A 23,155-nucleotide genomic window follows, 5' to 3' on the forward strand; every position below is an offset into this window, starting at 1 on the left:
CAGTATCTTGGCGAAACGAGCGTATGGATGTGCAAAAGAAAGAAAGTTGACGGTCCTGCGTTTTTATCAGGAGGAAGTCACTGTGCCTGGATTCGCCTCTCAGGCCGCGGCCTGGGCAGACCGACGCCCCGGAATCGCGGCGATCAACTCGCGGGTGTAGTCGCTCTGCGGAGCGTTGAACACCTGATCGACCGGCCCTTGTTCGATCACCTGGCCATGGCGCAGCACCAGTACCTGGTCGGCGACGTTGGCCACCACGGACAGGTCGTGGGAGACCAGTACGTAGGCGATGCCCAGTTCCCGTTGCAACTCGTCGAGCAGGTCGAGGATCTGTGCTTGCACCGAGACGTCCAGTGCCGACACCGGTTCGTCGAGCAGCAGCAGGTCGGGCTTCAGCGCCAGGGCGCGGGCGATGGCGACGCGTTGGCGCTGGCCGCCGGAGAGCTCGCGCGGCAGGCGGTCCAGGTAGCTGACCGGCAAATGCACGCGGCTGATCAGTTCGCGCGCGGCCTGTTCCAGGGCTTCGCCTTTGAGCAGGCCGAACGACACCAGCGGCTCGACGATGCTGTCGAAAATGGTGAAGCGCGGGTCGAGCGCGGCGAAGGGGTTCTGTTGCACCAGTTGGATGCGCTGGCGCAGCGGGCGGAAGGCGCGCCAGCTGAGGTCGGTGATGTCCTGCTGTTCGAATTGCACGCGGCCCTGGCTGGGTTTTTCCAGGCCGAGGGCGATACGCAGTGCGGTGCTCTTGCCCGAGCCGGATTCGCCGACGATGGCCAGGGTCTGGCCGGGGAATACCTGCAGGCTGAGGTCCTCCAAAGCGGTGAAGCTGCTGGCTTCGCCTTTCACCCGCGGCAGGGCGAAGGTCTTGCCGACGCCCTGCAGGCTCAGAATCGGCGCGGCGGCCGAAGCGATGGCGGGGCGCGCCTTGCGCCGCGTCGAGAAAGCGGGCGCGGCGGCGATCAGCGCGCGGGTGTAGTCATGCCATGGCGTGTCGAGAATCTGCTGTGGCGGGCCTTGTTCGAGCAGTTCGCCCTGTTTCATCACCAGGATGCGGTCGGCACGGTCCGTCGCCACGCCCAGGTCGTGGGTGATGATCAGCAGGGAAATGCCGCGCTCGGCGACCAGCCGTTGCAGATGGTCGAGAATCTTGCGTTGCACGGTGACGTCGAGGGCGCTGGTCGGCTCGTCGGCGATGATCAGCCGTGGCTTGCCGGCCAGGGCGATGGCGATCAGCACGCGCTGGCGCATGCCGCCGGACAGCTCGTGGGGATACTGGCGGGCGCGCAGCTCCGGTTTGTCCAGGCCGACCTGTTGCAGCAGCTCGATCACATCGGCGTCCAACCCCGGATAACGCCGGCCCTGGGCGAGAATCAGGGCTTCGCCGATCTGCTGGCCGATACGCAGGGTCGGATTGAGGCTGACCATCGGGTCTTGCGGCACCAGGCCGATGGTGCGGCCGCGCAAGCCTCGTTTCTGCCGTTCGCTGGCGTGGCTCAGGTCGCTGCCGTCGACGTGCAGTTCGCCCCGGGTGATCTTCGCACTGGCGGGCAGCAGGCCGAGAATGGCATTGGCCAGGGTGGACTTGCCGGAGCCGGACTCGCCGACGATGGCCACGGTCTCGCCCTGGCCGATGCTGAACGACAGGTTTTTCACCGCTTCGGTGAGTTGCCCGCCGGCCTGGTAACTGACCGCCAGGTCACGGATATCGATCAGAGGGCTGCTCATCGCTGGTTCTCCTCGATGGTGCGGGCGATATGGTTGAGGCTGAACACCACCGCGACCACGAACAGGCCGGGCAGCAGCGATACCCAGGGCGCGGTGATCAGGAAGTGGCGGCCGTTGGCGATCAGCGTGCCCCACTCCGAAGCGGGGGGCGCGGCGCCGAAGCCGAGGAACGACAGGCCCGCCGTAGCGAGGATGGCGGCACCGAAGTCGAGGGTGGCGAGCACCGCCACCGGGCCCCAGGCGTTGGGCAGGATGTGGCGCAGCAGCGTGCGGCCCCAACTGGCGCCGCCCAGGCGCGCGGCCTCGACGTAGGGCAGGGTCTTGACCCGCAGCACTTCGGCGCGGGTGGTGCGGGCGAAACCGGGAACGATGCCGACGCCGACGGCGATCGCCACCGGAATGGTGCCGAAGCCGATGGCGGTGACGATGGCCAGCGCCAGCAGCAGGCCGGGCAGGGCCAGCAGCACGTCGATGAAACGCATGATCACCGCGTCGATCCGGCCGCCGGCGAAACCGGACAACACACCCAGGCCGAGTCCGCCCAGCAAGGCGATGCCGACTGCCAGCAGCGCGGCCTGGATCGACAGGCTGGAGCCATAGACCACGCGCGTGTAGAGGTCGCGGCCCAGCTCATCGGTGCCGAACCAGTGGGTCAGGTTGGGCGCGGTGAGTTTGTCCAGCGGCGAGGTGGCATAGGGGGCGAAGCTGGTCAGTAATTGCGGAACCAGCGCCGATACCAGGGCAAACAGGACGATCAGCAGGGCCAGGCTGAAGCCGGGGCGGCGCAGCAATGGGCGTAATACGGTCGCGGCACGTTGCAGGCGGCCGCGACGTCTCCAGGGCGATGCCACTGGCGTGGACGATGAGGCGAGAGAGGAGAGGCGGGTATCGCTGTTCATGGCTCAGGACACCTTTGGCGTGTGGGTGATGCGCGGGTCGAGGTAGGGGTAGAGCAGGTCGACGATCAGGTTGATCAGGACGAAGGCCGCCGCGGAGACCGCGACTATTGCCAGGACCACGGGAATGTCCTGGCGCAGTACCGCTTCCTGGGCCAGCCGGCCGACGCCGTTGCGGGCAAAGATGGTTTCCACCAGCACTGCGCCGGACACCGTGTTGCCCACCTGCAGGCCGACCAGGGTGAGGATCGGCAGCGCGGCATTTTTGAACGCGTGGCGTGCCTGCACCTGGCCACGGCTCAAGCCCTTGGCATAGGCGGTGGCGATGTAGGGTTCCTGCCAGACGCCCTGGAATCCGCGTTGCAGCACCTGGGCATACACGGCGGCGCTGGGGATCGCCAGGGTGATCGCCGGCAGGACCAGGCTGTCGAAGCCACGGCTGCCGGTGGCGGGAAACCAGCCCAGGCCGAAAGCGAACACCTGGATCAGCAGCAGGCCCATCCAGAACACCGGCACCGAGAAGCCCAGCGACGGCAACCGGGCCAGGGCGACCTTGAGCGGGCGCCACTGGGTGTAGGCGGTCAGGTAGGCCAGGCCGATACCGCCGAGCAGCGACAGCACGATCGCCAGACCCGCCAGGGCCAGGGTCTGCGGCAGGCGTTCGACCAGCAGCTCGGCGACTGGCCGGTTGAGCGACAGCGAGCGCCCGAAGTCACCCTGCAAGGAGTGCCAGAGCAGGTCGAAATACTGCTCGAACACACCCTTGTCCAGGCCGTAGTAGGCGCGGGCCTTGGCCAGGTCTGCGGGGGACAGGGAATCGACCTCGATGCCCGAGGCGCTGAGCATGATCGACAGGGTATCGCCCGGCAGCAGGTAGAGAATGAAGTAGGTGATGCTGTAGGCACCCCACAGCACCAGTACTGCCTGCGCGACCCGGCCAATCAGGTAGCGGCTCATGGTTCACCGACCTCGATGTCGTTGAGCAGGGCGAAGCCTTCGGCGGTCCACTGGAAATTCTTCACCCGTGGCGACGTGGCGGCCTGCCAGACCCGTTCGTAGATGGGGAAGGCCGAGCTTTCGTCGAGCAGCAGGTCTTGCAGGCCGCCGTAGGCGTCGGCGCGTTGCTGCGCACTGGTCGCGGTGAGGCCGGCGTCGAACAGCGCGGTGGCTTTTTCCAGCACCTGCGGCTCGTAGGTGTTGGTGGCCACGGCGGCGCTGTTGGCCGAGCGCGGGTCGAGAATGGTCTGCAGGATGATCGGCTCGGCGCGGGTCATGTAGTTGACGGTGAGGTCATAGTTGCCGGCGGCGTTGGCAGCGAACCATTCGGCGCGGGTGGTCACGGCGAGCTTGAGGTCGATGCCGACCTTGCGCAGTTGGTCCTGCAACAGCACGTCGCCAGCGGTTTCCGCCGGGGTGATGTTGTAGTTCAGGCTCAGGCGCTGGCCGTCCTTGTAGCGATAGCCGTCCGGCCCTTTGCTCCAGCCTGCCTCATCGAGCAGACGCTCGGCGCCTTGCGGGTCGTACACGAGTTTTTCGCTCTGGTCCTTGGCATAGGGCGTGGTCACGTCGTAGATGCCGCGCACCACCGGGAATTCGGCGTTGTAGACGGCGCTGGCGTAGGTCTTGCGGTCGATGGCCTTCTGTAGCGCCAGGCGCACCTGCTTGTCGGCCAGCAGGCGCGGCGCACGGGTGTTGGGGTAGAGGTTGTAGGCCGGCCCCGGCAGCGAGCGGCTCTGGATGGTCGCGCCCTTGGACTGGAACAGCTTGATATCGACTTCGGAGAACGGGTTGCGCGGCCAGAGGATGTCGGCCTTGCCTTGCAGGAACAGGCCGTTGCGCACGCTTTCCTCGGGAATGTAGCTGAGCTCGATGGCGTCGAGATGGGCTTCGCCCTGGTTCTTCACGTTAGCCGAGGCCCAGGCGTAGCCTTTGCGCTTGACCAGGCGCGCACCGACCTCCGGGGTGTAGTGTTCGAGCACGAACGGCCCGGTGCCGATGATCTTGCCCAGGGAGCGTTCCTCGGCACTGAGCGTGTAGGAGGCGGGTGCGAGGATCGCCAGGTTGGTGGTGGAAGTGGCTTGCAGGAAGCCGGCGTTGGGCCTGGCCAGCACCAGCCTGATGGTGAAGTCGTCGACCACTTCCGCGTGGTCGTAGCCGGCCAGGTAGGTGGCGCCGAAGGTGGCCGGCAGCGCCGTGGCGAAGGCCTTGTCGCTGTCGAAGGCGGTCTTCACCGCGTGGGCGTCGAAGCGTTCGCCGTTGCTGAAGGTAACGTCCTGGCGCAGGTGGAAGGTGTAGGTCAGGGCGTCGTCGCTGATCTCCCAGCTCTTGGCCAGCCAGGGGATGATCTCGCCGGTCTTCGGGTCCTGGTCGGTGAGCGATTCGGCGACGTTGCGCAGCAGCACACGGTGCTCCAGCCAGTAGACCTGGAACGGGTCGACGCTGACCAGGATGGTGTTGTCGGCCCAGAACGCGATGTTCAGGGTCTTGCTCGCTTCACTGTCGCTGGCCGAGGGCGAGCAGGCCGCGAGGCCGAGCGCCAGGGCGCAGGAGGCCAGCAGGCGGCCGGCGAAGCGCAGTCGGGAAGGCGGTTGAGTCGAAGGCATTTGGCGGTCCTCGTCGTTCAGCCGCACCGCCCGGGGCGATGCGGCCAGGGCGGTCAGAAGTCGTAGGCGATCTTGGCGTACCAGGAGCCGCCACCGGGGTAGAACGGCGGGTTGCCATAGGGCGACAGGCCGAGGCTGCTGTAGACGGCGTTCTTGCTCGGGCGCACGTCGAAGATGTTGTTGCCGCCGACGCTCAGGGTCAGGGCTTCGGCGAAGGTGTAGCTGATGTCCAGGTCGGTGAGCCACTTGGCGTTGAAGCTGCGGTCGCCGCTTTCGTTGACGGCCAGGGTCTTGACCTTGCCGTAACGGGTGGTCTGCAGGTTGATCGCGAGGTTGTCGACCGTCCAGTTGGCGCCCAGCACCCACTTGGTCTTCGGCGTCGCCTCGGTCAGGTCGCCTTCGCGGTCGCGGCCGATCAGGGTGATGCCCGAGGCGGTCAGGGCTGCTGGGTTGTCACGCACGCCTTCGATGGTGGTCTTGTTCCAGTTGAAACCGGCGCTCCAGCGTACCTGGCCCCAGCCATCGGCGAATGGCGTGGTGTGGTCGGCGACGATGTCCAGGCCACGGGTGCGGGTGTCGAAGGCGTTGGTGTAGTAGTTGACCCAGGTGCCGGCGGCTACGCCCTGGCTGGCGAGCAGGGCGTTGATCGTCCCGTCGCCACGGTCGTAGATGTTGCTGGTCAGGGTGATGCGGTCGTCGATGTCGATCAGGTAGGCATCGGCGGTGATGCTGGTGCGCGGCGCGGGTTGCCAGGTGATACCCAGGCCGAGGTTGCGTGATTTCTCCGGTTCCAGGTCATCGCCGCCCAGGGCCTTGGCCAGGGCGCTGCCGGAGGGTGTCAGGCGTGTGATCGCGGGAACCACGTTGCCGTTGACGTCGGTGTTGACCCGGTTGTCCGCCACCGTGTAGCCGATCTGGGTCAGCGACGGTGCGCGGAAGCCGGTGCCGACGGTGCCGCGCACGGCGACGCTATCGGTCAGTTCGTAGCGCGAGTTGAGCTTGAGACCGAAGGTGTTGCCCGAGTCGTCGTCGTAGTGTTCCAGGCGCCCGGCCACGTCGACGAACCAGCGCTCGGTCAGGTCCCAGCCGAGGTCGAGATAGCCGGCGTAGTTGTTGCGGATCAGGCTGACCTCGTCCTCCGGGCGGATCACTACGGCGGCCTGGGCGCCCGAGGCTGCCGGATAGCTGCCGGTGGTGTAGGCCAGTTCGTCACCGGCGAAGGTGCTGAAGCGCTCCCAACGGTGCTCCAGGCCGGCCGAGACCTGCACCGGCGGGGTCAGGTTGAACAGGCCGCCGTCATAGTGGCGGGTGATGTCCAGGTTGTTGACCCACTGTTCGAAGCGGAAGGTCGCCAGGTTGTCGAACTTGGTCGGCGTGCTGGTGCCCAGCGACGGGTTGATGTTGAAGTCGCTGGAATGGTGGGTGTTGTTGCGCCCGTAGGTGGTCGACAGGTCCCAGTTCCAGTCGGCCAGCTCGCCCTTGCCGCCGAACAGGAACTGGTAGTCGCGATCCTTGATGTTGTTGATCGGGTAGTAGCCGTCCGGGTACAGCTCGGGCACCGACGCCGTGCCGTTGGGCAGGCGGTAGTAGTTCTGCACCTCGGCATCGCGCTCGCCGTAGGTGGCGTAGGAGTACAGGCGCACGGCGTCGGCCAGTGGCAGTTCGGCGTTGTAGGCGACGTTGAACGCCTTCAGGTCGGGGTCGCCGTTCTTGATCGCCACGCGATCCCAGGCCGCTTCCTTGGCCTGGTCGGCGTAGGCGCGCACGCTGCTGTCGGCCTTGCCGTTCCAGGAGGCATAGGCACGCTTGCGCGCATCCGCCGAGAGGTGGACGAAACCGCCATCGCCGATGGCGAAGCCTTGGTCGCCGGCCAGCTTGATCGACTCGCCCTGGCCGGAGAACAGCTTGCCGTAGCTGCTCTCGACATGGCCGCCGGAGTCGCTGGATTTGAGGATGATGTTGATCACCCCGGCCACCGCATCGGAGCCGTACTGGGCCGCGGCACTGTCCTTGAGCACTTCTATGTGATCCACCGCGCTGAGCGGGATCAGGTCGATGTCCACGGCGTTGGCGCCACTGTTGTCGACCGAGCCTCGCTGGGCCACCGAGCCATTGTGCCGGCGTTTGCCGTTGACCAGCACCAGGGTGTAGGCCGGACCGAGGCTGCGGTTGGTCAGCGGGCGGGTCACCGAGTTGTAGCCGGCGATGTTGGTGCCGAAGTTGAACGATGGCAGCAATTTGGAAATGGCTTCGGACAGTTCGGCGCGGCCGGTCTTGAGCAACTGGTCGCTGTTGATCACATCGATGGGCGCCGGGCTGTCGGCGACGGTGCGCTGTTGGCCGCGCACGCCGGTGGAGATCACCGTGACGGTATCCAGGCGCGTATCGGCGGTCTTTTCTTCGGCGTTGCCAAGTGGGCTGAACAGTGTCGCCAGGGCCAGCCCGGAAACGGCGAGCCCGGCCCGGGCCGGTGCAAAACGTGGCGATGAAACATTCAACTGCGTGACGGTCATGGTGCATATCCGTATGGGGCGACGCGCAGGGTCGCGATCTATACCGCCACCTCCAGCGCGCACGATGGCGCCGGCCCGGTCATGCCCGGCCTTGCTGGTGAGGTGGAGTGTCTGGGAGCGACGTGGCGGTGGTGGATCGCTCGGGTCTTGCGGTGTCTGTCTGGGAGGTGCCCAGTTAGGAATCAGGCGCTGCGCATGTCCCTGTGTACGTACGCATCGGCGCCAGGCCAGCCCACGATCAGGGCCGCGTCATTCTGGGCCTGGAACAGGCGGGTCACGAGGTGGGCAAGATAGGCTTTCATGGCTTGGCTCCCTACCTAGATTGCGATGGCGCTGAGCGGATAGCCCGGCGACAGGAATGGGTTGTGATCGCGGCCAATGCTGTCCGGGTCGTCTTTCTCCACGCCGAGCAGCTCCAGCAGACGGCTGCGGATCGCGTTGAAACCCGCCTGGCCATTGTCGCGCGGACGTTCGAGATCGACCCGCAGCTCTTCGGCGATGCGGCCGTTTTCCAGGACGATGATGCGGTCCGCGAGCAGGATCGACTCGTCGACATCGTGAGTGACCAGCAGCACCGCCGGTGTATGGGCTTGCCACAGGTCGATGATCAGTCGGTGCATGCGGATGCGGGTCAGCGCATCGAGGGCGGCGAAAGGTTCGTCGAGCAGCAGCAGCTTGGGTTCGCGCACCAGGCTGCGGGCCAGGGCCACGCGCTGCGACTCGCCGCCCGACAACGTGGCGGGGAAGGCTTCCAGGCGATGAGCCAGGCCGACTTCGGTAAGTGCCTGGATCGCCCGTTGCTTGGCATTGTCCGCGCGCAGGCCGAGGGTGACGTTCTTCCAGGCGCGCTTCCAGGGCATCAGCCTGGGCTCCTGGAACACCGCCGCGCGCGCCTCGGGGGCGATCAACTCGCCGCCTTCGATGCCGTCGAGACCGGCCAGCGAGCGTAGCAGGGTGGTCTTGCCCGAGCCGCTGGCGCCGAGCAGGGCAACGAACTCGCCGGGGGCGATGTCCAGGTCGAGGCCATCGATCACGCGGTTGTCGCCGAACTGGCGGATGACGCCGCGCAGGCTCACCGCCGGTGGCACGATCTTGCTGTGTGCATTCATCGGTCAGTTCCTTACGAAAGAGGGGCGCCAGGCGAGGGCGAAACGTTCCAGGGCGCGGATCAGGCCGTCGATGAGCAGGCCGAGCACGCTGTAGATCAAGAGGCAGATGACGATCACGTCGGTGCGCATGAAGTCGCGCGCGTCGCTAGCCAGGTAGCCGATGCCGGCGGTGGTGTTGATCTGTTCGACGAACACCAGGGCCAGCCAGGAAATGCCCAGGGAATAACGCAGGCCGACGAAGAACGAGGGCAGGGCGCCCGGCAGGATCACGTGCCAGATCAGTTCGCGGCGATTGAGGCCGAGGGTGTTGGCCGCCTCGACCAGCTTCGGGTCGATATTGCGGATGCCGGCGAACAGGTTGAGGTAGATCGGGAAGGTGGTGCCGGTGACGATCAGGGCGATCTTGGTAAACTCGCCAATGCCGAACCAGAGGATGAACAAGGGCACCAGCGCCAGGGACGGGATGGTGCGCAGCATTTGCATGGGCGAGTCGAGGATCACCTCGCCACGCTTGGACAGGCCGCTGATCAGCGCCGCGACGACGCCGATGGTGACGCCGATCCCCAGGCCGGTGACGGCGCGTTGCAGGGAGACCAGCAGGTGGCGCAGCAATTCGCCGCTGGCGATCAGTTGCCACAGGGTCTCACCGATGGCGCTGGGGGCCGCGATCACCCGGCTGGGGATCAGCCCGGCGCGGGAGGCGATCTCCCAGAGCAGCAGGATCGCCAGCGGGCTGAGCAGGCGCAGAACGAAATCCGGAGCCGTCCATTTCTTGTTCGATGGCGCGGTCTTGCGTGTATCCAGCGCGGCGGTATGGGCATGGGTCTGGGTCATTGAGTCGTTCCGTGCAAGGCGTGTTCGATGCGTCTCGGTGCGCAGTGATTGAATCGTATATTTATAAGAAGCTCGTGAAAAAGCACTTTTAGGAATAAACTAATATTAAAAATAAATGAGATATTGTCTTTGTTGTTATGCAATAAGCTGATTTAGTTGGGTGGCTGCGATAGGCCCGACTGTCATTCCCGCGAAGGCGGGACGGCGGCTCCATCGCTGAACAGCGCTTGCGCTGGCCCGAAGGGGAATAATCCAAAAGACTCGAAGCTGCTGGATTCCCGCCTTCGCGGGAATGACGACTGCTCCGAGCTGCTTTGCTTGCCGCTTGGGTTTGAATCCTATGGCTGCTGTCGCCTCTAGCAGGCCGTTGAAAAACTACCTGCGTTGGCTGGCCTTCGTTAAAAACCACCTGGATCGCCAGCCCGGTCAAAATGCTCATTTACAATACGTAAACTGCGCTTTTTCGGTGGTTTTTGCCTCGGCCATCCTGCCTCGCCTACGTTTTTCAACGGCCTGCTAACCGAACACCCGCTCAAAAAAATGCCGGCCATGCAGTGCATGGCCGGCTCGCGAAATCACGTAACGGATGAATCAGTCCTTGTAGCCCTGGCCCTCGCGGTCGAGCTGGCGGATCAGCGCATCCCAGTGGCGCTGGATGCCAGGCGAGTCGCCATCGACGAAGGCGGCCGTTTGCTGGCGCACTTTCTCGATGGCCTCGGCCGGCGCATGCAGCAGGTCGGCGTTGCCGCCGGCCTGGGCGGCGATCTGGATATTGCAGGCCCGTTCCAGGCCGTGCAGTTCGCGGAACGCGTGTTCGACACTGGTGCCGCCGGTGAGCAGGCCGTGGTTGCGCAGGATCAGGATATTGCTGGTGCCGAGGTCGGCGACCAGGCGCTCCTGCTCGTCGAGGTCCAGGGCCACGCCCTCGTACTCGTGGTAGACCACCCGGCTGTAGTAGGCGAGGGCATGTTGCGACAGCGGCAGCAGGCCGCCACGCTGGGCTGACACCGCCGCGCCGTCACGGGTGTGGGTATGCAACACGGCTTTCAGGTCCGGGCGGGCCCGATGGATCGCGCTGTGGATCACGTAGCCAGCCTGGTTGATGCCCAGGCCCAGCGGATCGTCGATGATGGTGCCGTCGACATCCACCTTGACCAGGTTGGACGCGCTGATCTCATCGAACAGCAGGCCGTAGGCGTTGATCAGGAAGTGTTCGTCCGGGCCGGGAACGCGGGCGGAGAAATGCGTATAGATGTGGTCGGTCCAGCGGAACAGCGCGGCCAGGCGGTAGGCCGCGGCCAGTTTGACGCGCACCTCCCATTCCTCGGCGGATACGCGTTGGCGGACGGATGGGGTGGTTTGCAGGACGGATAGCGAGCTCATGGGATTCTCCTGGCCGGGCGCGGCACGTATGGGGTGGGGTCAATAACCGCGCTGGATATCGACGAGGTTTTCCAGTTGGAGCTGTTGTTGATAGCGGCGGAAGTTGCTGACGAAATCGTCGACGAACTTGGCCTTGCCGTCGGTGGACAGTGCGCTGGTGTGTGGGGAAATGCGTACCCTTGGATGACGATAGAGCGGGTGCCCCTCCGGTAGCGGCTCGGGCTCTGTGACATCGAGGGTGGCGCGGCCGATGCTGCCGTTGTCCAGGGCTTCGAGCAGGGCACTTTGGTCGAGCAGGCCGCCGCGCGCGAGGTTGACCAGGTGCAGGCCGGGCTTGGCGCTGCCGAGTACGTCGCGATTGAGCAGGTGACGTGTCTCGGCGGTCAGCGGCGCGACCACCACCAGATGATCCGACTCGCCGAACAGGTGGTGGATATCGCGGGCGGCTTCTACGCCCTCCAGTGCCGCGATGGGCTGGCCCGGGCGGCTCAGGGCGATCACGCGCATGCCCAGCGCTTGTGCTTTGCGAGCCAGGCTCTGGCCGATGGAGCCGAGGCCGAGGATACCGAGGGTGGCACCTTTCACCGGTTGCAGGTAGGTGAAGTGCCAGTCGTCGTTCCTGACCCAGATTTCCGGCAGTTGCTTGGCTGCACTGAAGATCGTGGCCAGGGCGAATTCGGCCACATGGTTGGCATTGGCGCCTTTGGCGCTGGTGATCCGCGGGGTGTCGAACAGCCAGCGCGGGTAGAAGTCGATGCCGGACGAGGCCAGCTGGATCCACTGCAATGATTCGGGCCAGTTCGCGGGGCGGTTCTCGACATTGACGCCGCGCACGTTGATCGGCCGCACGATGAGAATCTCCGTGTTGGCTGGAATCCGCTCCAGCCCTTCGGGACCGAAGGGAATCTCGACGATGTTCGGCTCCGGCAGGCGGCTGCGCAGGTAGTCGTTGGATTCACTGTCGAGCTGGCTGGCGATGATGACCTCGCTCATTGCGCGGACTCCTGTTGCTGGGCGAAGGCCGCTCGGCCAACGGCGCTCAGGGCAACGTCGTCCTGCGGCGTATGGATGCGGCTGCAGAGCACGTCGCGGTAATGGCGCTCCAGTGGATTCTTGCGTGACAGGCCCGGGTTGCCGGCGGCTTCGATGGCCAGTTCGACGGCCTTGATCGCATTGCTGCTGACCAGGTGCTTGATCTGCCCCGCGTGGCTCGGTTCGATGTGCCCGGCGGCGGCGGAATCGAGCAGGCTTTTGTTGGCGAACAGCAGGGTGTCGATGCGTCCGACGATTTCCTGGAAGCGCGGCAGGCTGGCCAGCGAGGCGCCGAGGTTGGAGGGCCGGCGGTTGTTCAGGAAGCTCACCAGCCAGTCGCGGGCGGCCTGGGCGACACTGTCGTAGATGGCGGGCAACAGGACCGACATCCAGAGAATTCCTTCGCCTTCCAGTTCGGGCGTGGGGTTGCTCCAGGGGCTGACGCCGACGGCATGCTCGAGGGGAATCAGCACATCGTCGAAGCGCACTTCGTGGCTGCAGGTGGCGCGCATGCCCAGGTGGTCCCAGTCGTCGACGATGGTGATGCCGGGTGTGTCGCGATGGACCAGGTAGCCGCCGACCAGCGGGTCGGCATCGTCACTGCGTGCCCACACCACGTACCAGGTCAGGCCATGGCTGCCGGTGGAATAGATCTTGGTGCCGCTCAGGCGCCAGCCTTCAGGTGTGCGGCGCGCGGTGGTCGCCGGAAGGCCGCCGCGTGCGGGGGTGCCGAGTTCCGGTTCAACCCTGAAGGCATTGATCAGCGCGCCGTCTTCCACGGCGGTCTTGGCCACCAGGCGACGCAGGTGTTCGGGCCAGCGGGTATTTCTCTGCAAGCGGAAGTGCTGCAGGTACTGCATGACCAGGATCAGCGCCGAAGAGGGCTCGCCCTTGGCCACGGCCGCGATCACCCGGCGCGCGGTGACTAGGTCGGCGCCGCTGCCGCCAAGCTCACGCGGCACGGTGAGGCTGACGACGCCTTGCTCGTGCAGGTAGCTGAAGTTCGCTTCGGGAAACTTGCCGCTGCGGTCGTAATCGGCTGCCGTCTCGGCCAGGTGGGCGGTGATCGCGGCAAGGCGCTCATCGCTGAAGTGGATCGGTTCTGGCGAGACGGCAGGGGGAAGGACGGCGAGTTGCGTCATGGGGGTTCTCATCGATGGCAGCGGTCACTGGTTTGTCTACAGCGCCCCAGGTCGATGAGGTAGCTTGAGCGAGACCGTATTCGTCTAGATCAAGCCTGTAAAAGTCTTTTTGGTTCTAAGCTAATTATTTGTTTTGAGAATTTAGATTTTTATTAATATGCAAATATTGAATCTATTTTTTGTTTGTCGAGGCCGTTGGCGCAGGCATGCGCGCTGGAGCGCCTGAAGAGGAGTGGCTGGCTTTGAGCGTCACTTCAATCGCTGCGCCGCCACATTGCCGAACAGATCGACGGCTTCCTGCAGGTTGCCAAGGTACTGCGGATGCAGGAGCCAGAGGTCGATCATCGGTTTGAAGTCGCTGACATTGACCACTTCCAGCTGTTCGCGGTGCTTGCTGCGCTCCAGCAGAGGCGCTGGAACCAGGCCGAAGCCCATGCCGTTGGCGACCAGGCCCAGTTGCAGTTCGGTGCCGAAGGTTTCCAGGTTGATCTGCAGCGACAGGCCTTGCTCGGACAGTGCGCGTTGCAGGCCGGCGCGGAAACCGCAGCCGTCCGGGTTGAGTACCCAGCCGTTCTGGTAGCAGTCCTTGAGCTTGCAACTGCGCTTGCGCAAAACACCCTTGGCGGCCACCACCTGCAACGGCATACGGCCGATGGAACGGCTGGCGATGCCTTCGGGGAAGATCTTGCCGGCCGGGAACAGCGCGGCGGCGGCATCCAGCTCGCCGTTCTCCATCTTGGCGATCAGGCTGCTGCCCCAGCCGTTGACCACCTGGGTGCGCAGTTCGGGAAAGGTCTCGCGGATCTGTTGCAAGGCATCGAGCAGCACCACGTCGCTGATGGTCTGTGGTACGCCCAGGCGCAGGGAGCCGCTGGGCGCGCCATTGCTGGCGACCAGTTCGCGCAACGAGTCGATCTCGCGCAGGATGGCCTTGCACTGGTCGTACACACGCAGGCCCATGGGCGTCGGTTTGAGCGGCTTGGTGTTGCGGTCGAGCAGGTTGGCGCCGAGGTCTTCCTCGAAGTTCTGCACGCGCCGGGTAATGGCCGGCTGGGTCAGTTGCAGAGCATCGGCGGCCAGTTTGGTCGACTGGCAGCGAATGACGGCGACAAAAGCATCCATGTCATCGATCTTCATTTTCGATACTCACATATTAAGAACGGCAAAAATGCCTTAATAGAATAATCGGCTTTGCCGGGATTGGGCAGGGGCATACTGGCGTTGCAGCCGATTCGCTGGCCATAAGCTTATTCGATAAAGATTCTTCTCTGCGTGGTCTTATACCCGTATCTTTACGTCACAACTTGTTATGACAAGTATGAAGAGATGATTATGGCGCAACTGCTTCCCCTGTCCCCGGTGCCGCTGTACAGCCAGCTCAAGGAGCTGCTGCGCAGCCGCATCCTCGATGGCACCTATCCATCGCACAGCCGCATGCCTTCCGAGGCCGAGCTGGGCAAGGCCTTCGATGTCAGCCGCATCACCGTACGCCAGGCGTTGGGTGACCTGCAGAAAGAAGGTCTGATTTTCAAGATCCATGGCAAAGGCACCTTCGTCGCCAAGCCCAAGGCGTTCCAGAACGTCAGCACCCTGCAGGGCCTGGCCGAATCGATGACGCAGATGGGCTACGAGGTGATCAACCGCCTGCTTGGCGTGAAACACGTGGACGCCTCGGCGCGGGTCGCCGAGCGCTTGCAACTGGCAGAGGGCGCGCCGGTCACCGAGATCAAGCGTGTGCGCCTGGTCAACCGCGAGCCGATTTCCCTGGAGGTCACCTACGTGCCACGGGCGATCGGCGAGAAGCTGGAGAAGGCCGACCTGGTCGCCCGCGACATCTTCCTGATCATCGAGAACGACTGCGGCATCGCCCTCGGCCATGCCGACCTGGCCATCGACGCGGTGCTGGCCGATGACGACCTGGTGCGTGCATTGGCGGTCGAGGAGGGCGGGCCGATCATGCGCATCGAGCGCCTGACCCACGGCGCCGACGGCACGCCGCTGGACTTCGAATACCTCTACTACCGTGGCGATGCCTTCCAGTATCGCCTGCGCATCGACCGGCAAAAGGGCAAGCACGCATGAGCGGCCAGTACCAGACACTCGAACGCGAGTACGACATCGTGGTGATCGGCGGCGGCACCGCCGGCCCCATGGCGGCGATCAAGGCCAAGGAGAAGGACCGCACCCTGCGCGTCCTGCTGCTGGACAAGGCCAACGTCAAGCGCAGCGGCGCGATCAGCATGGGCATGGACGGCCTCAACAACGCGGTGATCCCCGGCCACGCCACGCCGGAGCAATACACCAAGGAAATCACCATCGCCAACGACGGCATCGTCAACCAGGCGGCGGTGTACGCCTATGCGACCCACAGCTACGCGACCATCGAGCAGCTCGACCGCTGGGGCGTTAAGTTCGAGAAGGACGAAACCGGCGACTACGCGGTGAAGAAGGTCCACCACATGGGCGCCTACGTACTGCCGATGCCCGAAGGCCACGACATCAAGAAGGTGCTGTATCGCCAGCTCAAGCGTGCGCGGGTGGACATCACCAACCGGGTGATCGCCACCCGTTTGCTGACCGATGCCGACGGCGCGGTCAACGGCGTGATGGGCTTCGACAGCCGCACCGCCGACTTCCAGGTGATCAGGGCCAAGGCCGTGATCCTCTGCTGCGGCGCGGCGGGGCGCCTGGGGCTGCCAGCCTCCGGCTACCTGATGGGCACCTACGAGAACCCGACCAACGCCGGTGACGGCTACGCGATGGCCTATCACGCCGGTGCCGAGCTGGCGAACCTGGAATGCTTCCAGATCAACCCGTTGATCAAGGACTACAACGGCCCGGCCTGCGCCTACGTCACCGGCCCGCTCGGCGGCTACACCGCCAACAACAAGGGCGAGCGCTTCATCGAGTGCGACTACTGGTCCGGGCAGATGATGTGGGAGTTCCACCAGGAGCTGGAAAGCGGCAACGGCCCGGTGTTCCTCAAGCTCGATCACCTGGCCGAGGAAACCATCCAGAACATCGAGGACATCCTGCACAGCAACGAGCGCCCCAGCCGTGGCCAGTTCCACGCCGGGCGCGGCACCGACTACCGCAGCAGCATGGTCGAGATGCACATCTCCGAGATCGGCTTCTGCAGTGGCCATAGCGCTTCCGGCGTGTGGGTCAACGAGAAGGCCGAGACCTCGGTGAAAGGCCTGTACTCGGCCGGCGACATGGCCGCCGTGCCGCACAACTACATGCTCGGTGCCTTCACCTACGGCTGGTTCGCCGGGCACAACGCGGCGGATTACTGCGCCGCTCATGGGTTCACCGCCGTCGATGCCGGCCAGGTCGAGCGCGAGCGCGAGCGGGTCTATGCGCCGTTGCTGCGCGAGCATGGCCTGCCGCCGGCCCAGGTCGAATACAAGCTGCGGCGCTTCGTCAACGACTACCTGCAACCGCCGAAAGTGACCAAGAAGATGGAAATCGGCCTGGCGCGCTTCGACGCCATCGCCCATGACATCGAGCAGATCAAGGCCAGCAACCCGCACGAGTTGATGCGTGCCCTGGAAGTCAGCGTGATCCGCGACTGCGCCGAAATGGCCGCCCGTGCTTCGCTGTTCCGCACCGAGAGTCGCTGGGGCCTATATCACCACCGGGTCGATTACCCGCTGCGCAACGACGTCGACTGGTTCCATCACTGCCACCTGAAGAAGGGCGAGCACGGCGAAATGACCAGCTTCAAGAAAGCAGTGGAGCCGTACCTGATCCCGCTGGATGCCGAAGAGCAGAGCGCCTATGACCGTCTGCGAGTGAAAACGGAGGCCGCGTGAGTCCGCATCGAGCCAGTGGCTCTCCGCCTTCGCGAAGATGACGTGAAATGAGCGGGCTCACACCACGCGTCACTCCCGCGAAGGCGGGAGCCCAGTAAAACAGCGTGCCCCCACATTAAAGAGAGCTTCAGGCTCCAAGGAAACCGTGACATGGCCTTCCAGCCCCAGGAAATATTTTTCCGCAGCAACGCGCCGGTGACCATCGACGAAGACAAGTGCATCGCCCACAAGGGCTGCACCGTGTGCGTCGAGGTCTGCCCGATGGACCTGCTGGCGATCAACCCCGCGACGCAAAAGGCCTACATGGCCTTCGACGAGTGTTGGTACTGCATGCCCTGCGAAAAGGACTGCCCGACAGGGGCGGTCAAGGTCGAGATTCCGTACCTGCTGAGTTGATCGGCAAGCGTCACCTGCCTTCGCGGGAATGACGATGACATCAGTTCGTAGGGTGGATAACGCGCAGCTTATCCACCAATGGTGGCGCTGATCACGCAACACACCCAATAGAAAACCAAACGCCATCCGGCCAACCACCGGACGCCTGATAGCCAAGCCCCTCGTTTCCCACCGGCCAGCCGCTGGCGGAGACGACTCCAATTCAAATTTTGATTCGAGGGGATAAACCCATGCACTTGCGTACCACCATCGCCGGCCTCGCGCTGGCCATCGCCGCCGCTTCCGCTCAGGCCGAGCTGCCCGCCGGAACCATCCGTATCGCCATCGGCACCCAGGACACCACGATCAACTGCGCCACCGGTGGCCTGCTGATCCGCGAACTGGGTCTGCTGGACAAGTACCTGCCGCACGACGGCAAGTACAAGGATGCGAAATATGAGATCGAATGGAAGAACTTCACCAGTGGCGCGCCACTGACCAACGAGATGGTCGCCGGCAAGCTGGATTTCGGCGCCATGGCCGACTTCCCTGGCTCGTTCAACGGCGTGGCCCATCGCGATGCGGGCAAGCAGAGCCTGTTCATCACCGTGTTGTCGGGCAGTACCAAGGGTAGCGGCAACGGCATCGTGGTCCCGGCGGCGTCAAGCGTGCAGTCGCTGGCGGAGTTGAAGGGCAAGACCATTTCCGTGCCGTTCGCCTCCACCGCCCATGGCATGCTGCTGCGCGCCGTCGCCGCCCAGGGCTGGGATCCGGAGAAGGACGTGCGCATCATCGCCCAGGCCCCGGAGATCGCCGGATCGGCGCTGCGTAGCAACCGCATCGAGGCCCACGCCGACTTCGTGCCGTTCGCCGAGCTGTTCCCCAACCGTGGCTTCGCCCGCAAGATCTACGACGGCTCGCAAGCCAATGCGCCGACTTTCCATGGCGCGCTGGTGGACTCGGATTACGCGAAGAAATACCCGGAAATCGTCACCGCCTACCTGCGCGCCGGTATCGAGGCGGATCGCCTGATCGCCGCCGAGCCGGAGAAGTACAGCGAACTGATCGAGAAGGTCACCGGCATCGAGGCCGAAGTGAACTACCTGTTCCACGGCCCGCTCGGCCTGCAGACCCGCGACCTGACCTGGAAGCCCGAGTACCGCCAGGCCGTGGCGACCTCCATCGATACCCTCAAGTTGCTGAAGAAGACCGACCGTGGCCTGAACGTCGACCAGTTCATCGACGACCAGTACATCAAGGCCGCCTTCAAGGCCGATGGCCTCGACTACGCCAAGGCCCTGGCCAACTACGCACAGTTGCCGCTGAAGGCCAACGACGCGGTGAGCGGCAAACCGATCACCGACTTCAAGCGCCTGGCGCAGATCTGGGTACGTGGCGAAGACAAGGTGCGTCACTACGCATCGCCGGAAGAAGCGCTGAAAGCCCTGGCGCAACTGGAAAAGGACGGCAAGGACATCCGCGCGATCTACGCCCAGGCCGCCGACAGCGGGATCAAGCTGCTGGCCAACCAGGCCTGGTTCGTGCGTAGCGACAAGGGCGAGCTGAATGCCTTCCTGCTCAAGGACCAGGCCGAAGCCTACGCCAGGCAACACGGCGGCCAGGCCCTGGACTTCAGCAGCGCCAACCAGCAGGTCGTTGCGGGGCTTTGAGGTTTCTGGGTCCCCGCCTGCGCGGGGATGACGGAGAGTTTTCACGACCCACCGTCATCCCCGCGCAGGCGGGGACCCAGACAATGAGGAGTACGAAATGTCCCGTTTCTACCGCTGGCCCCTGCGCCTGGCCTCGCTCGCCGCCTGCCTGCTGTTCTGGCAACTGGCGACCAGCACCCGCCTGGACCTGGGCCTGCTCACCTTCACCTATGTCCCAACGCCCAAAGCGGTAGTTAACGCCGCCGTGACGCTGGTCGAGTCGAGCAGACTCTGGGATCACGTCGGCGCCAGCCTCGGCCGGGTGTTCAGCGGCTACCTGATCGCCGTGGTGCTCGGGATCGGCCTGGGCATCGCTATCGGTCGTTCGCGCTGGGCCGAGTACAGCCTGTTGCCGCCCCTGGAGGTGCTGCGACCGATCCCCGCCGTGGCCTGGATTCCCCTGGCGATCCTGATGTTCCCGTCGTCGGAACTGTCGATGATCTTCATCACCTTCACCGGCGCGCTGTTTCCGGTGCTGCTCAATACCGTGCATGGCGTCGAGGGCGTCGATCCGCGCCTGGTCGCCTCGGCGCGCAGCCTCGGGGCAGGGCGCCTGGCGATCCTCCGTGAGGTGGTGTTGCCGGGCGCGGCACCGAGCATCGTCACCGGCCTGGCCATTGGCATGGGCACCTCGTGGTTCTGCCTGGTCACCGCCGAGATGATCTCCGGCCAGTTCGGCATCGGCTACTACACCTGGGAGTCCTACACCATCCAGAACTACCCGGACATCATCGTCGGCATGCTGCTGATCGGCGTGCTCGGCATGGGCAGCAGCCTGTTGGTGAAGCGCCTGGGCAGCCTGCTCACGCCCTGGTATCGCAGCGGAGGGCGTCGTTGATGAGCATCCATGAAGCCGGTCTTGCGGCCGGGCGTATCGACATCGAAAAACTGACCATCCGCCTGGGCGAGGGCAAGCAGGCCTTCGACGCCGTGCAGGCGTTGGATTTCTCCATCGCCGCCGGCGAGTTCGTGTGCATTCTCGGGCCGTCCGGCTGTGGCAAGTCGACCTTGCTCGGCGCCCTGGCGGGCCACCTGCAACCGAGCGCGGGCAGCCTGCGCGTCGATGGCGTGGAGGTAGACGGGCCATCGCCGGCACGCGGCATGGTGTTCCAGCATCACACCCTGCTGCCCTGGCGCAGCGTGCTCGACAATGTCGCCTTCGGCCTGAAGATGCAGGGCATCGGCAAGGGCGAGCGACAGCATCGCGCGCGGGATTTTCTCAAGCTGGTCGGCCTGCAGGACTTCGCCGGGCGCTGGCCCAACCAGCTGTCCGGTGGTATGCAGCAGCGCGCCGAAATCGCTCGGGTGCTGATCAATCGTCCACGTCTGCTGTTGATGGACGAGCCGTTCGGCGCCCTCGACGCGCAGACCCGCTCGCGCATGCAGGAACTGTTGCTCGACATCTGGAGCCAGGTGCGCACCACCGTAGTGTTCGTCACCCATGACATCGACGAGGCGCTGTTCCTCGCCGACCGCATCCTGGTGATGAGTCCACGCCCGGGGCGTTTCATCGACGACCTGCGCATCGACTTCGCCCGGCCGCGGCGCGCCGAATTGCTGACTCGCCCCGAGTTCGCCCACCTCAAGCGCCACTGCCTCGAACTGCTGCGTCACGAAGAAGGTCGCGAACTGCCGCGCCTGACCCCGCTTGGCCTGCCAACTTCCGATCATCCGCCCTTGCGAATCGCCCTATGACCGACCTGACCACCGATAACCCCGACATCCTCGACCTGCAACCACGCCTGGACAGCGACGATGCCGGTGTTCGCCGCATCGCCCTGATCGCCCTGGCCGACCTGGAAGACCCCGATGGCTTGCCCTGGCTGATTCGCGCCCTGGGCGAGGACACCAGCGCCGAAGTGCGCGCCGAGGCCGCACGCCTGCTCGAAGCCTGGGAAGAGGCGTCCGTCGTCAGCGCCCTGTGTGCCGCGCTGGCCGATGCCGACGAAGGTGTGCGCAGCGCCGCCGCGCAAAGCCTCAGCGAATTGAAAACCGCCGAGGCGGGCAGGGTGATCCTGCCGTGGGGCGAGCATGCCGACGCCTTCGTCCGCGCCAGTGCCTTGCGTGCCCTGCGTGAGCTGCGCCTGGCCGACAGCGCGCCGCTGGCGTTGAAGTCGCTGAACGATCCCGACGCCTTCGTCCGCCGTGAAGCGGTGGGCATCCTCGGCTGGCTCAAGCAATACAGTGCGTTGACGGAACTGGCGCGCCTGGCCAGCAGCGATGTAGACACCGAAGTTCGTCGCGCGGCCACTGGCGCACTTGGCCTGGCCAGCGATGCCAGCGTGTTGCCGGCGTTGCAGCGGGCGCTGAAAGATAGCGAATGGCAGGTCCGCGAGGAGGCGGCGACGACCTTGGGCAAGGTCGGCCTGGACGAAGCCGGCCCGGCATTGATCGAGGCACTCGGGGATGGTTACTGGCAGGTGCGTTTGCGGGCTGCGCGTGCGCTGGGGCGCCTGCGTTTCGCTGGTGCCGTGGGAGCCCTGATCGAGCTGCTTGGCCACAGCATCAGCAACCTGCGCAAGGAAGCGGCCCTGGCTCTCGGCGAGCTGGCCGACCCGGCGGCGCTGCCGGCCTTGCAGGCCGCCGAACAGGATGGCGACCCCGAGGTGCGCAAGGCCGTGCGGATCGCCCTCGGCCAGGTGCAGGCGGCCAAGGCATGAATGGCGCGCCGCAGGTTATCCGTAATGCCAAGGCCTCTGCGTTGCTGACGCTCGAGTGGCCGGACGGCCAGCGTAGCGAGCTGAGCCACGCAGGGTTGCGCGCGGCCTGCCCCTGCTCGCGCTGCCGGGCCGCACGCCAGCGTGGTGCTATCGGGGCGGTGGCGCACGGCGTCGTCCTGACTGCCGTTCAGGCACAAGGCTACGGCGTGCAACTGGTATTCAGCGATGGCCATGACCGGGGCATCTACCCCTGGCAATACCTGCGCGAGCTGGGGCAGCGGGCGGGTCGAGATGACAAAACGCTGATTTTTCAGGCTTCCAGCTGATGCCTTTGCGGCATTTTTAAAATGCTTAAAAGGCATTGATATTTAAAAGTCCTTTTAAATCAATGGCTTGATTTTTTATATGCGTAAAAAGAATTACAAGATCATAAAAAATCACTTTAAGGGATAAGCAATCCCGCCAATCATGCAAACCGCTCTGGTGTGGCCCTCGCAGCCGCTCCATGAGGTCTAACACGATTCGACCGTTGTGGACGAATCCCCGAATTCAGGAGAGTTTTGCCGATGGGCAATGTCCTCAAAGCCGAAAACCCCGCCGAAGTGCTCTGGCGCGATTCGCGCAAGCCTGGCGAGGTACTCGATCTGGGCGTGCCGCTGCGTCAGACATTGGGCCTGCAACGCCTCGATCCTGCCCGTGGCAAGCCCGTGCTCGGCCGTCGGGAGGCGATCCTGCTGGGCGCGTTCGCGCTGACCCTGCATGGCGCGGTGCTCTACTGGCTGAGCAATCGCCCCGAGCCGGTGTTGCCGGAAGTGCCCGTTCAGGTGCCACCGATGACCATCGAATTCGCTGCGCCACCACCGCCACCGGAACCCATCGTCGAACCGCCACCACCGGTCGAGGACGAGCTGGCGGTCAAGCCGCCGCCACCGCCCAAGCCGAAGCCCGAGCCACCGAAGCCCAAGCCCAAGCCGAAACCCGTGCCCAAGCCGGTCGAGCAGCCCCCCGAGCCGCCGAAAGCCGAGGCTCCGCCTGCGCCACCCGCGCCTCCGGCTCCAGCGCCGGTGAGGGAAACGCCGGCTTCGGCAACCGCTGGTTACCTGAAGAACCCGGCGCCGGAGTACCCGTCGCTGGCCCAGCGTCGCGGTTGGGAAGGCACCGTGCTGTTGCGGGTCCGCGTGTTGGCCAGCGGCAAGCCGGGCGACATCCAGGTCCAGCAGAGCAGTGGCCGCGAAGTGCTCGACGAAGCCGCGGTCAAGGCTGTGAAACGCTGGTCCTTCGTACCCGCCAAGCGCGGCGACGAGGCCATCGAGGGCTGGGTGACCGTACCGCTGGACTTCCGCCTGAACTGATTTGTAT

Annotated in this window: 20 protein-coding genes; 9 read left to right on the forward strand and 11 right to left on the reverse strand. The window is 64.8% G+C overall.

Features of this window, described 5'->3' with window-relative positions; translation table 11 throughout:
* Window positions 1-99: 99 nt before the first annotated feature.
* The 11 genes from ACSZPK_RS07245 to ACSZPK_RS07295 form a co-directional block, all read right to left on the reverse strand.
* Window positions 100-1,725 (reverse strand): dipeptide ABC transporter ATP-binding protein, encoded by a 1,626-nt coding sequence (locus tag ACSZPK_RS07245; protein WP_437880755.1) that lies wholly within the window; start codon window positions 1,723-1,725, stop codon window positions 100-102.
* Window positions 1,722-2,624, reverse strand: coding sequence for an ABC transporter permease (locus ACSZPK_RS07250; RefSeq protein WP_437880756.1), 903 nt, complete (start codon window positions 2,622-2,624; stop codon window positions 1,722-1,724). The genes ACSZPK_RS07245 and ACSZPK_RS07250 overlap by 4 nt, the downstream gene beginning before the upstream one ends.
* Before the next feature lie 3 nt (window positions 2,625-2,627).
* Window positions 2,628-3,578, reverse strand: coding sequence for an ABC transporter permease (locus ACSZPK_RS07255; RefSeq protein ID WP_437880757.1), 951 nt, complete (start codon window positions 3,576-3,578; stop codon window positions 2,628-2,630).
* Window positions 3,575-5,224 carry an ABC transporter substrate-binding protein gene (locus tag ACSZPK_RS07260; protein ID WP_437880758.1) on the reverse strand — a complete coding sequence of 550 codons (1,650 nt, stop codon included), beginning with the start codon at window positions 5,222-5,224 and terminating at the stop codon, window positions 3,575-3,577. Before ACSZPK_RS07260 ends, ACSZPK_RS07255 begins: the two co-directional genes overlap by 4 nt.
* Window positions 5,225-5,277: 53 nt before the next feature.
* On the reverse strand, window positions 5,278-7,737 hold the full coding sequence (locus ACSZPK_RS07265; protein ID WP_437880759.1) for a TonB-dependent receptor plug domain-containing protein: 2,460 nt from the start codon (window positions 7,735-7,737) through the stop codon (window positions 5,278-5,280).
* Between the two features lie 317 nt (window positions 7,738-8,054).
* On the reverse strand, window positions 8,055-8,846 hold the full coding sequence (locus tag ACSZPK_RS07270; protein ID WP_437880760.1) for an ABC transporter ATP-binding protein: 792 nt from the start codon (window positions 8,844-8,846) through the stop codon (window positions 8,055-8,057).
* Between the two features lie 3 nt (window positions 8,847-8,849).
* Complete coding sequence (locus ACSZPK_RS07275; protein WP_437880761.1) at window positions 8,850-9,680, reverse strand: ABC transporter permease; 831 nt, start codon at window positions 9,678-9,680, stop codon at window positions 8,850-8,852.
* A 591-nt stretch (window positions 9,681-10,271) separates the two neighbouring features.
* Window positions 10,272-11,063 (reverse strand): class II aldolase/adducin family protein, encoded by a 792-nt coding sequence (locus tag ACSZPK_RS07280; RefSeq protein ID WP_437880762.1) that lies wholly within the window; start codon window positions 11,061-11,063, stop codon window positions 10,272-10,274.
* A 39-nt stretch (window positions 11,064-11,102) separates the two neighbouring features.
* Window positions 11,103-12,056: a D-isomer specific 2-hydroxyacid dehydrogenase family protein gene (locus ACSZPK_RS07285; protein ID WP_437880763.1), complete on the reverse strand. Its 954-nt coding sequence runs from the start codon at window positions 12,054-12,056 to the stop codon at window positions 11,103-11,105.
* Window positions 12,053-13,237, reverse strand: a complete 1,185-nt coding sequence (locus tag ACSZPK_RS07290; protein ID WP_437880764.1) for an acyl-CoA dehydrogenase family protein — start codon at window positions 13,235-13,237, stop codon at window positions 12,053-12,055. Before ACSZPK_RS07290 ends, ACSZPK_RS07285 begins: the two co-directional genes overlap by 4 nt.
* Before the next feature lie 249 nt (window positions 13,238-13,486).
* Window positions 13,487-14,374, reverse strand: a complete 888-nt coding sequence (locus tag ACSZPK_RS07295) for a LysR family transcriptional regulator (protein ID WP_437880765.1) — start codon at window positions 14,372-14,374, stop codon at window positions 13,487-13,489.
* A 195-nt stretch (window positions 14,375-14,569) separates the two neighbouring features.
* Here ACSZPK_RS07295 and ACSZPK_RS07300 point away from each other — a divergent pair, with 195 nt between their 5' ends.
* From ACSZPK_RS07300 to ACSZPK_RS07340, 9 genes are all read left to right on the forward strand, one after another.
* Window positions 14,570-15,319: a GntR family transcriptional regulator gene (locus ACSZPK_RS07300; RefSeq protein WP_437880766.1), complete on the forward strand. Its 750-nt coding sequence runs from the start codon at window positions 14,570-14,572 to the stop codon at window positions 15,317-15,319.
* Complete coding sequence (locus tag ACSZPK_RS07305; protein ID WP_437880767.1) at window positions 15,316-17,052, forward strand: fumarate reductase/succinate dehydrogenase flavoprotein subunit; 1,737 nt, start codon at window positions 15,316-15,318, stop codon at window positions 17,050-17,052. Before ACSZPK_RS07300 ends, ACSZPK_RS07305 begins: the two co-directional genes overlap by 4 nt.
* Window positions 17,053-17,202: 150 nt before the next feature.
* Window positions 17,203-17,448: a 4Fe-4S dicluster domain-containing protein gene (locus ACSZPK_RS07310; protein ID WP_437880768.1), complete on the forward strand. Its 246-nt coding sequence runs from the start codon at window positions 17,203-17,205 to the stop codon at window positions 17,446-17,448.
* A 230-nt stretch (window positions 17,449-17,678) separates the two neighbouring features.
* Window positions 17,679-19,097: an ABC transporter substrate-binding protein gene (locus tag ACSZPK_RS07315; protein ID WP_437880769.1), complete on the forward strand. Its 1,419-nt coding sequence runs from the start codon at window positions 17,679-17,681 to the stop codon at window positions 19,095-19,097.
* Window positions 19,098-19,194: 97 nt separating this feature from the next.
* Window positions 19,195-19,974, forward strand: coding sequence for an ABC transporter permease (locus tag ACSZPK_RS07320; protein WP_437880770.1), 780 nt, complete (start codon window positions 19,195-19,197; stop codon window positions 19,972-19,974).
* On the forward strand, window positions 19,974-20,831 hold the full coding sequence (locus ACSZPK_RS07325; protein ID WP_437880771.1) for an ABC transporter ATP-binding protein: 858 nt from the start codon (window positions 19,974-19,976) through the stop codon (window positions 20,829-20,831). Before ACSZPK_RS07320 ends, ACSZPK_RS07325 begins: the two co-directional genes overlap by 1 nt.
* Window positions 20,828-21,796, forward strand: coding sequence for a HEAT repeat domain-containing protein (locus tag ACSZPK_RS07330; RefSeq protein ID WP_437880772.1), 969 nt, complete (start codon window positions 20,828-20,830; stop codon window positions 21,794-21,796). Before ACSZPK_RS07325 ends, ACSZPK_RS07330 begins: the two co-directional genes overlap by 4 nt.
* Complete coding sequence (locus tag ACSZPK_RS07335) at window positions 21,793-22,122, forward strand: DUF971 domain-containing protein (RefSeq protein ID WP_437880773.1); 330 nt, start codon at window positions 21,793-21,795, stop codon at window positions 22,120-22,122. Before ACSZPK_RS07330 ends, ACSZPK_RS07335 begins: the two co-directional genes overlap by 4 nt.
* A 240-nt stretch (window positions 22,123-22,362) precedes the next feature.
* Window positions 22,363-23,148 (forward strand): energy transducer TonB, encoded by a 786-nt coding sequence (locus ACSZPK_RS07340; RefSeq protein ID WP_437880774.1) that lies wholly within the window; start codon window positions 22,363-22,365, stop codon window positions 23,146-23,148.
* The last annotated feature ends 7 nt before the right edge of the window (window positions 23,149-23,155 follow it).

Source organism: Pseudomonas sp. LRF_L74, assembly GCF_965644255.1.
GTDB lineage: Bacteria > Pseudomonadota > Gammaproteobacteria > Pseudomonadales > Pseudomonadaceae > Aquipseudomonas.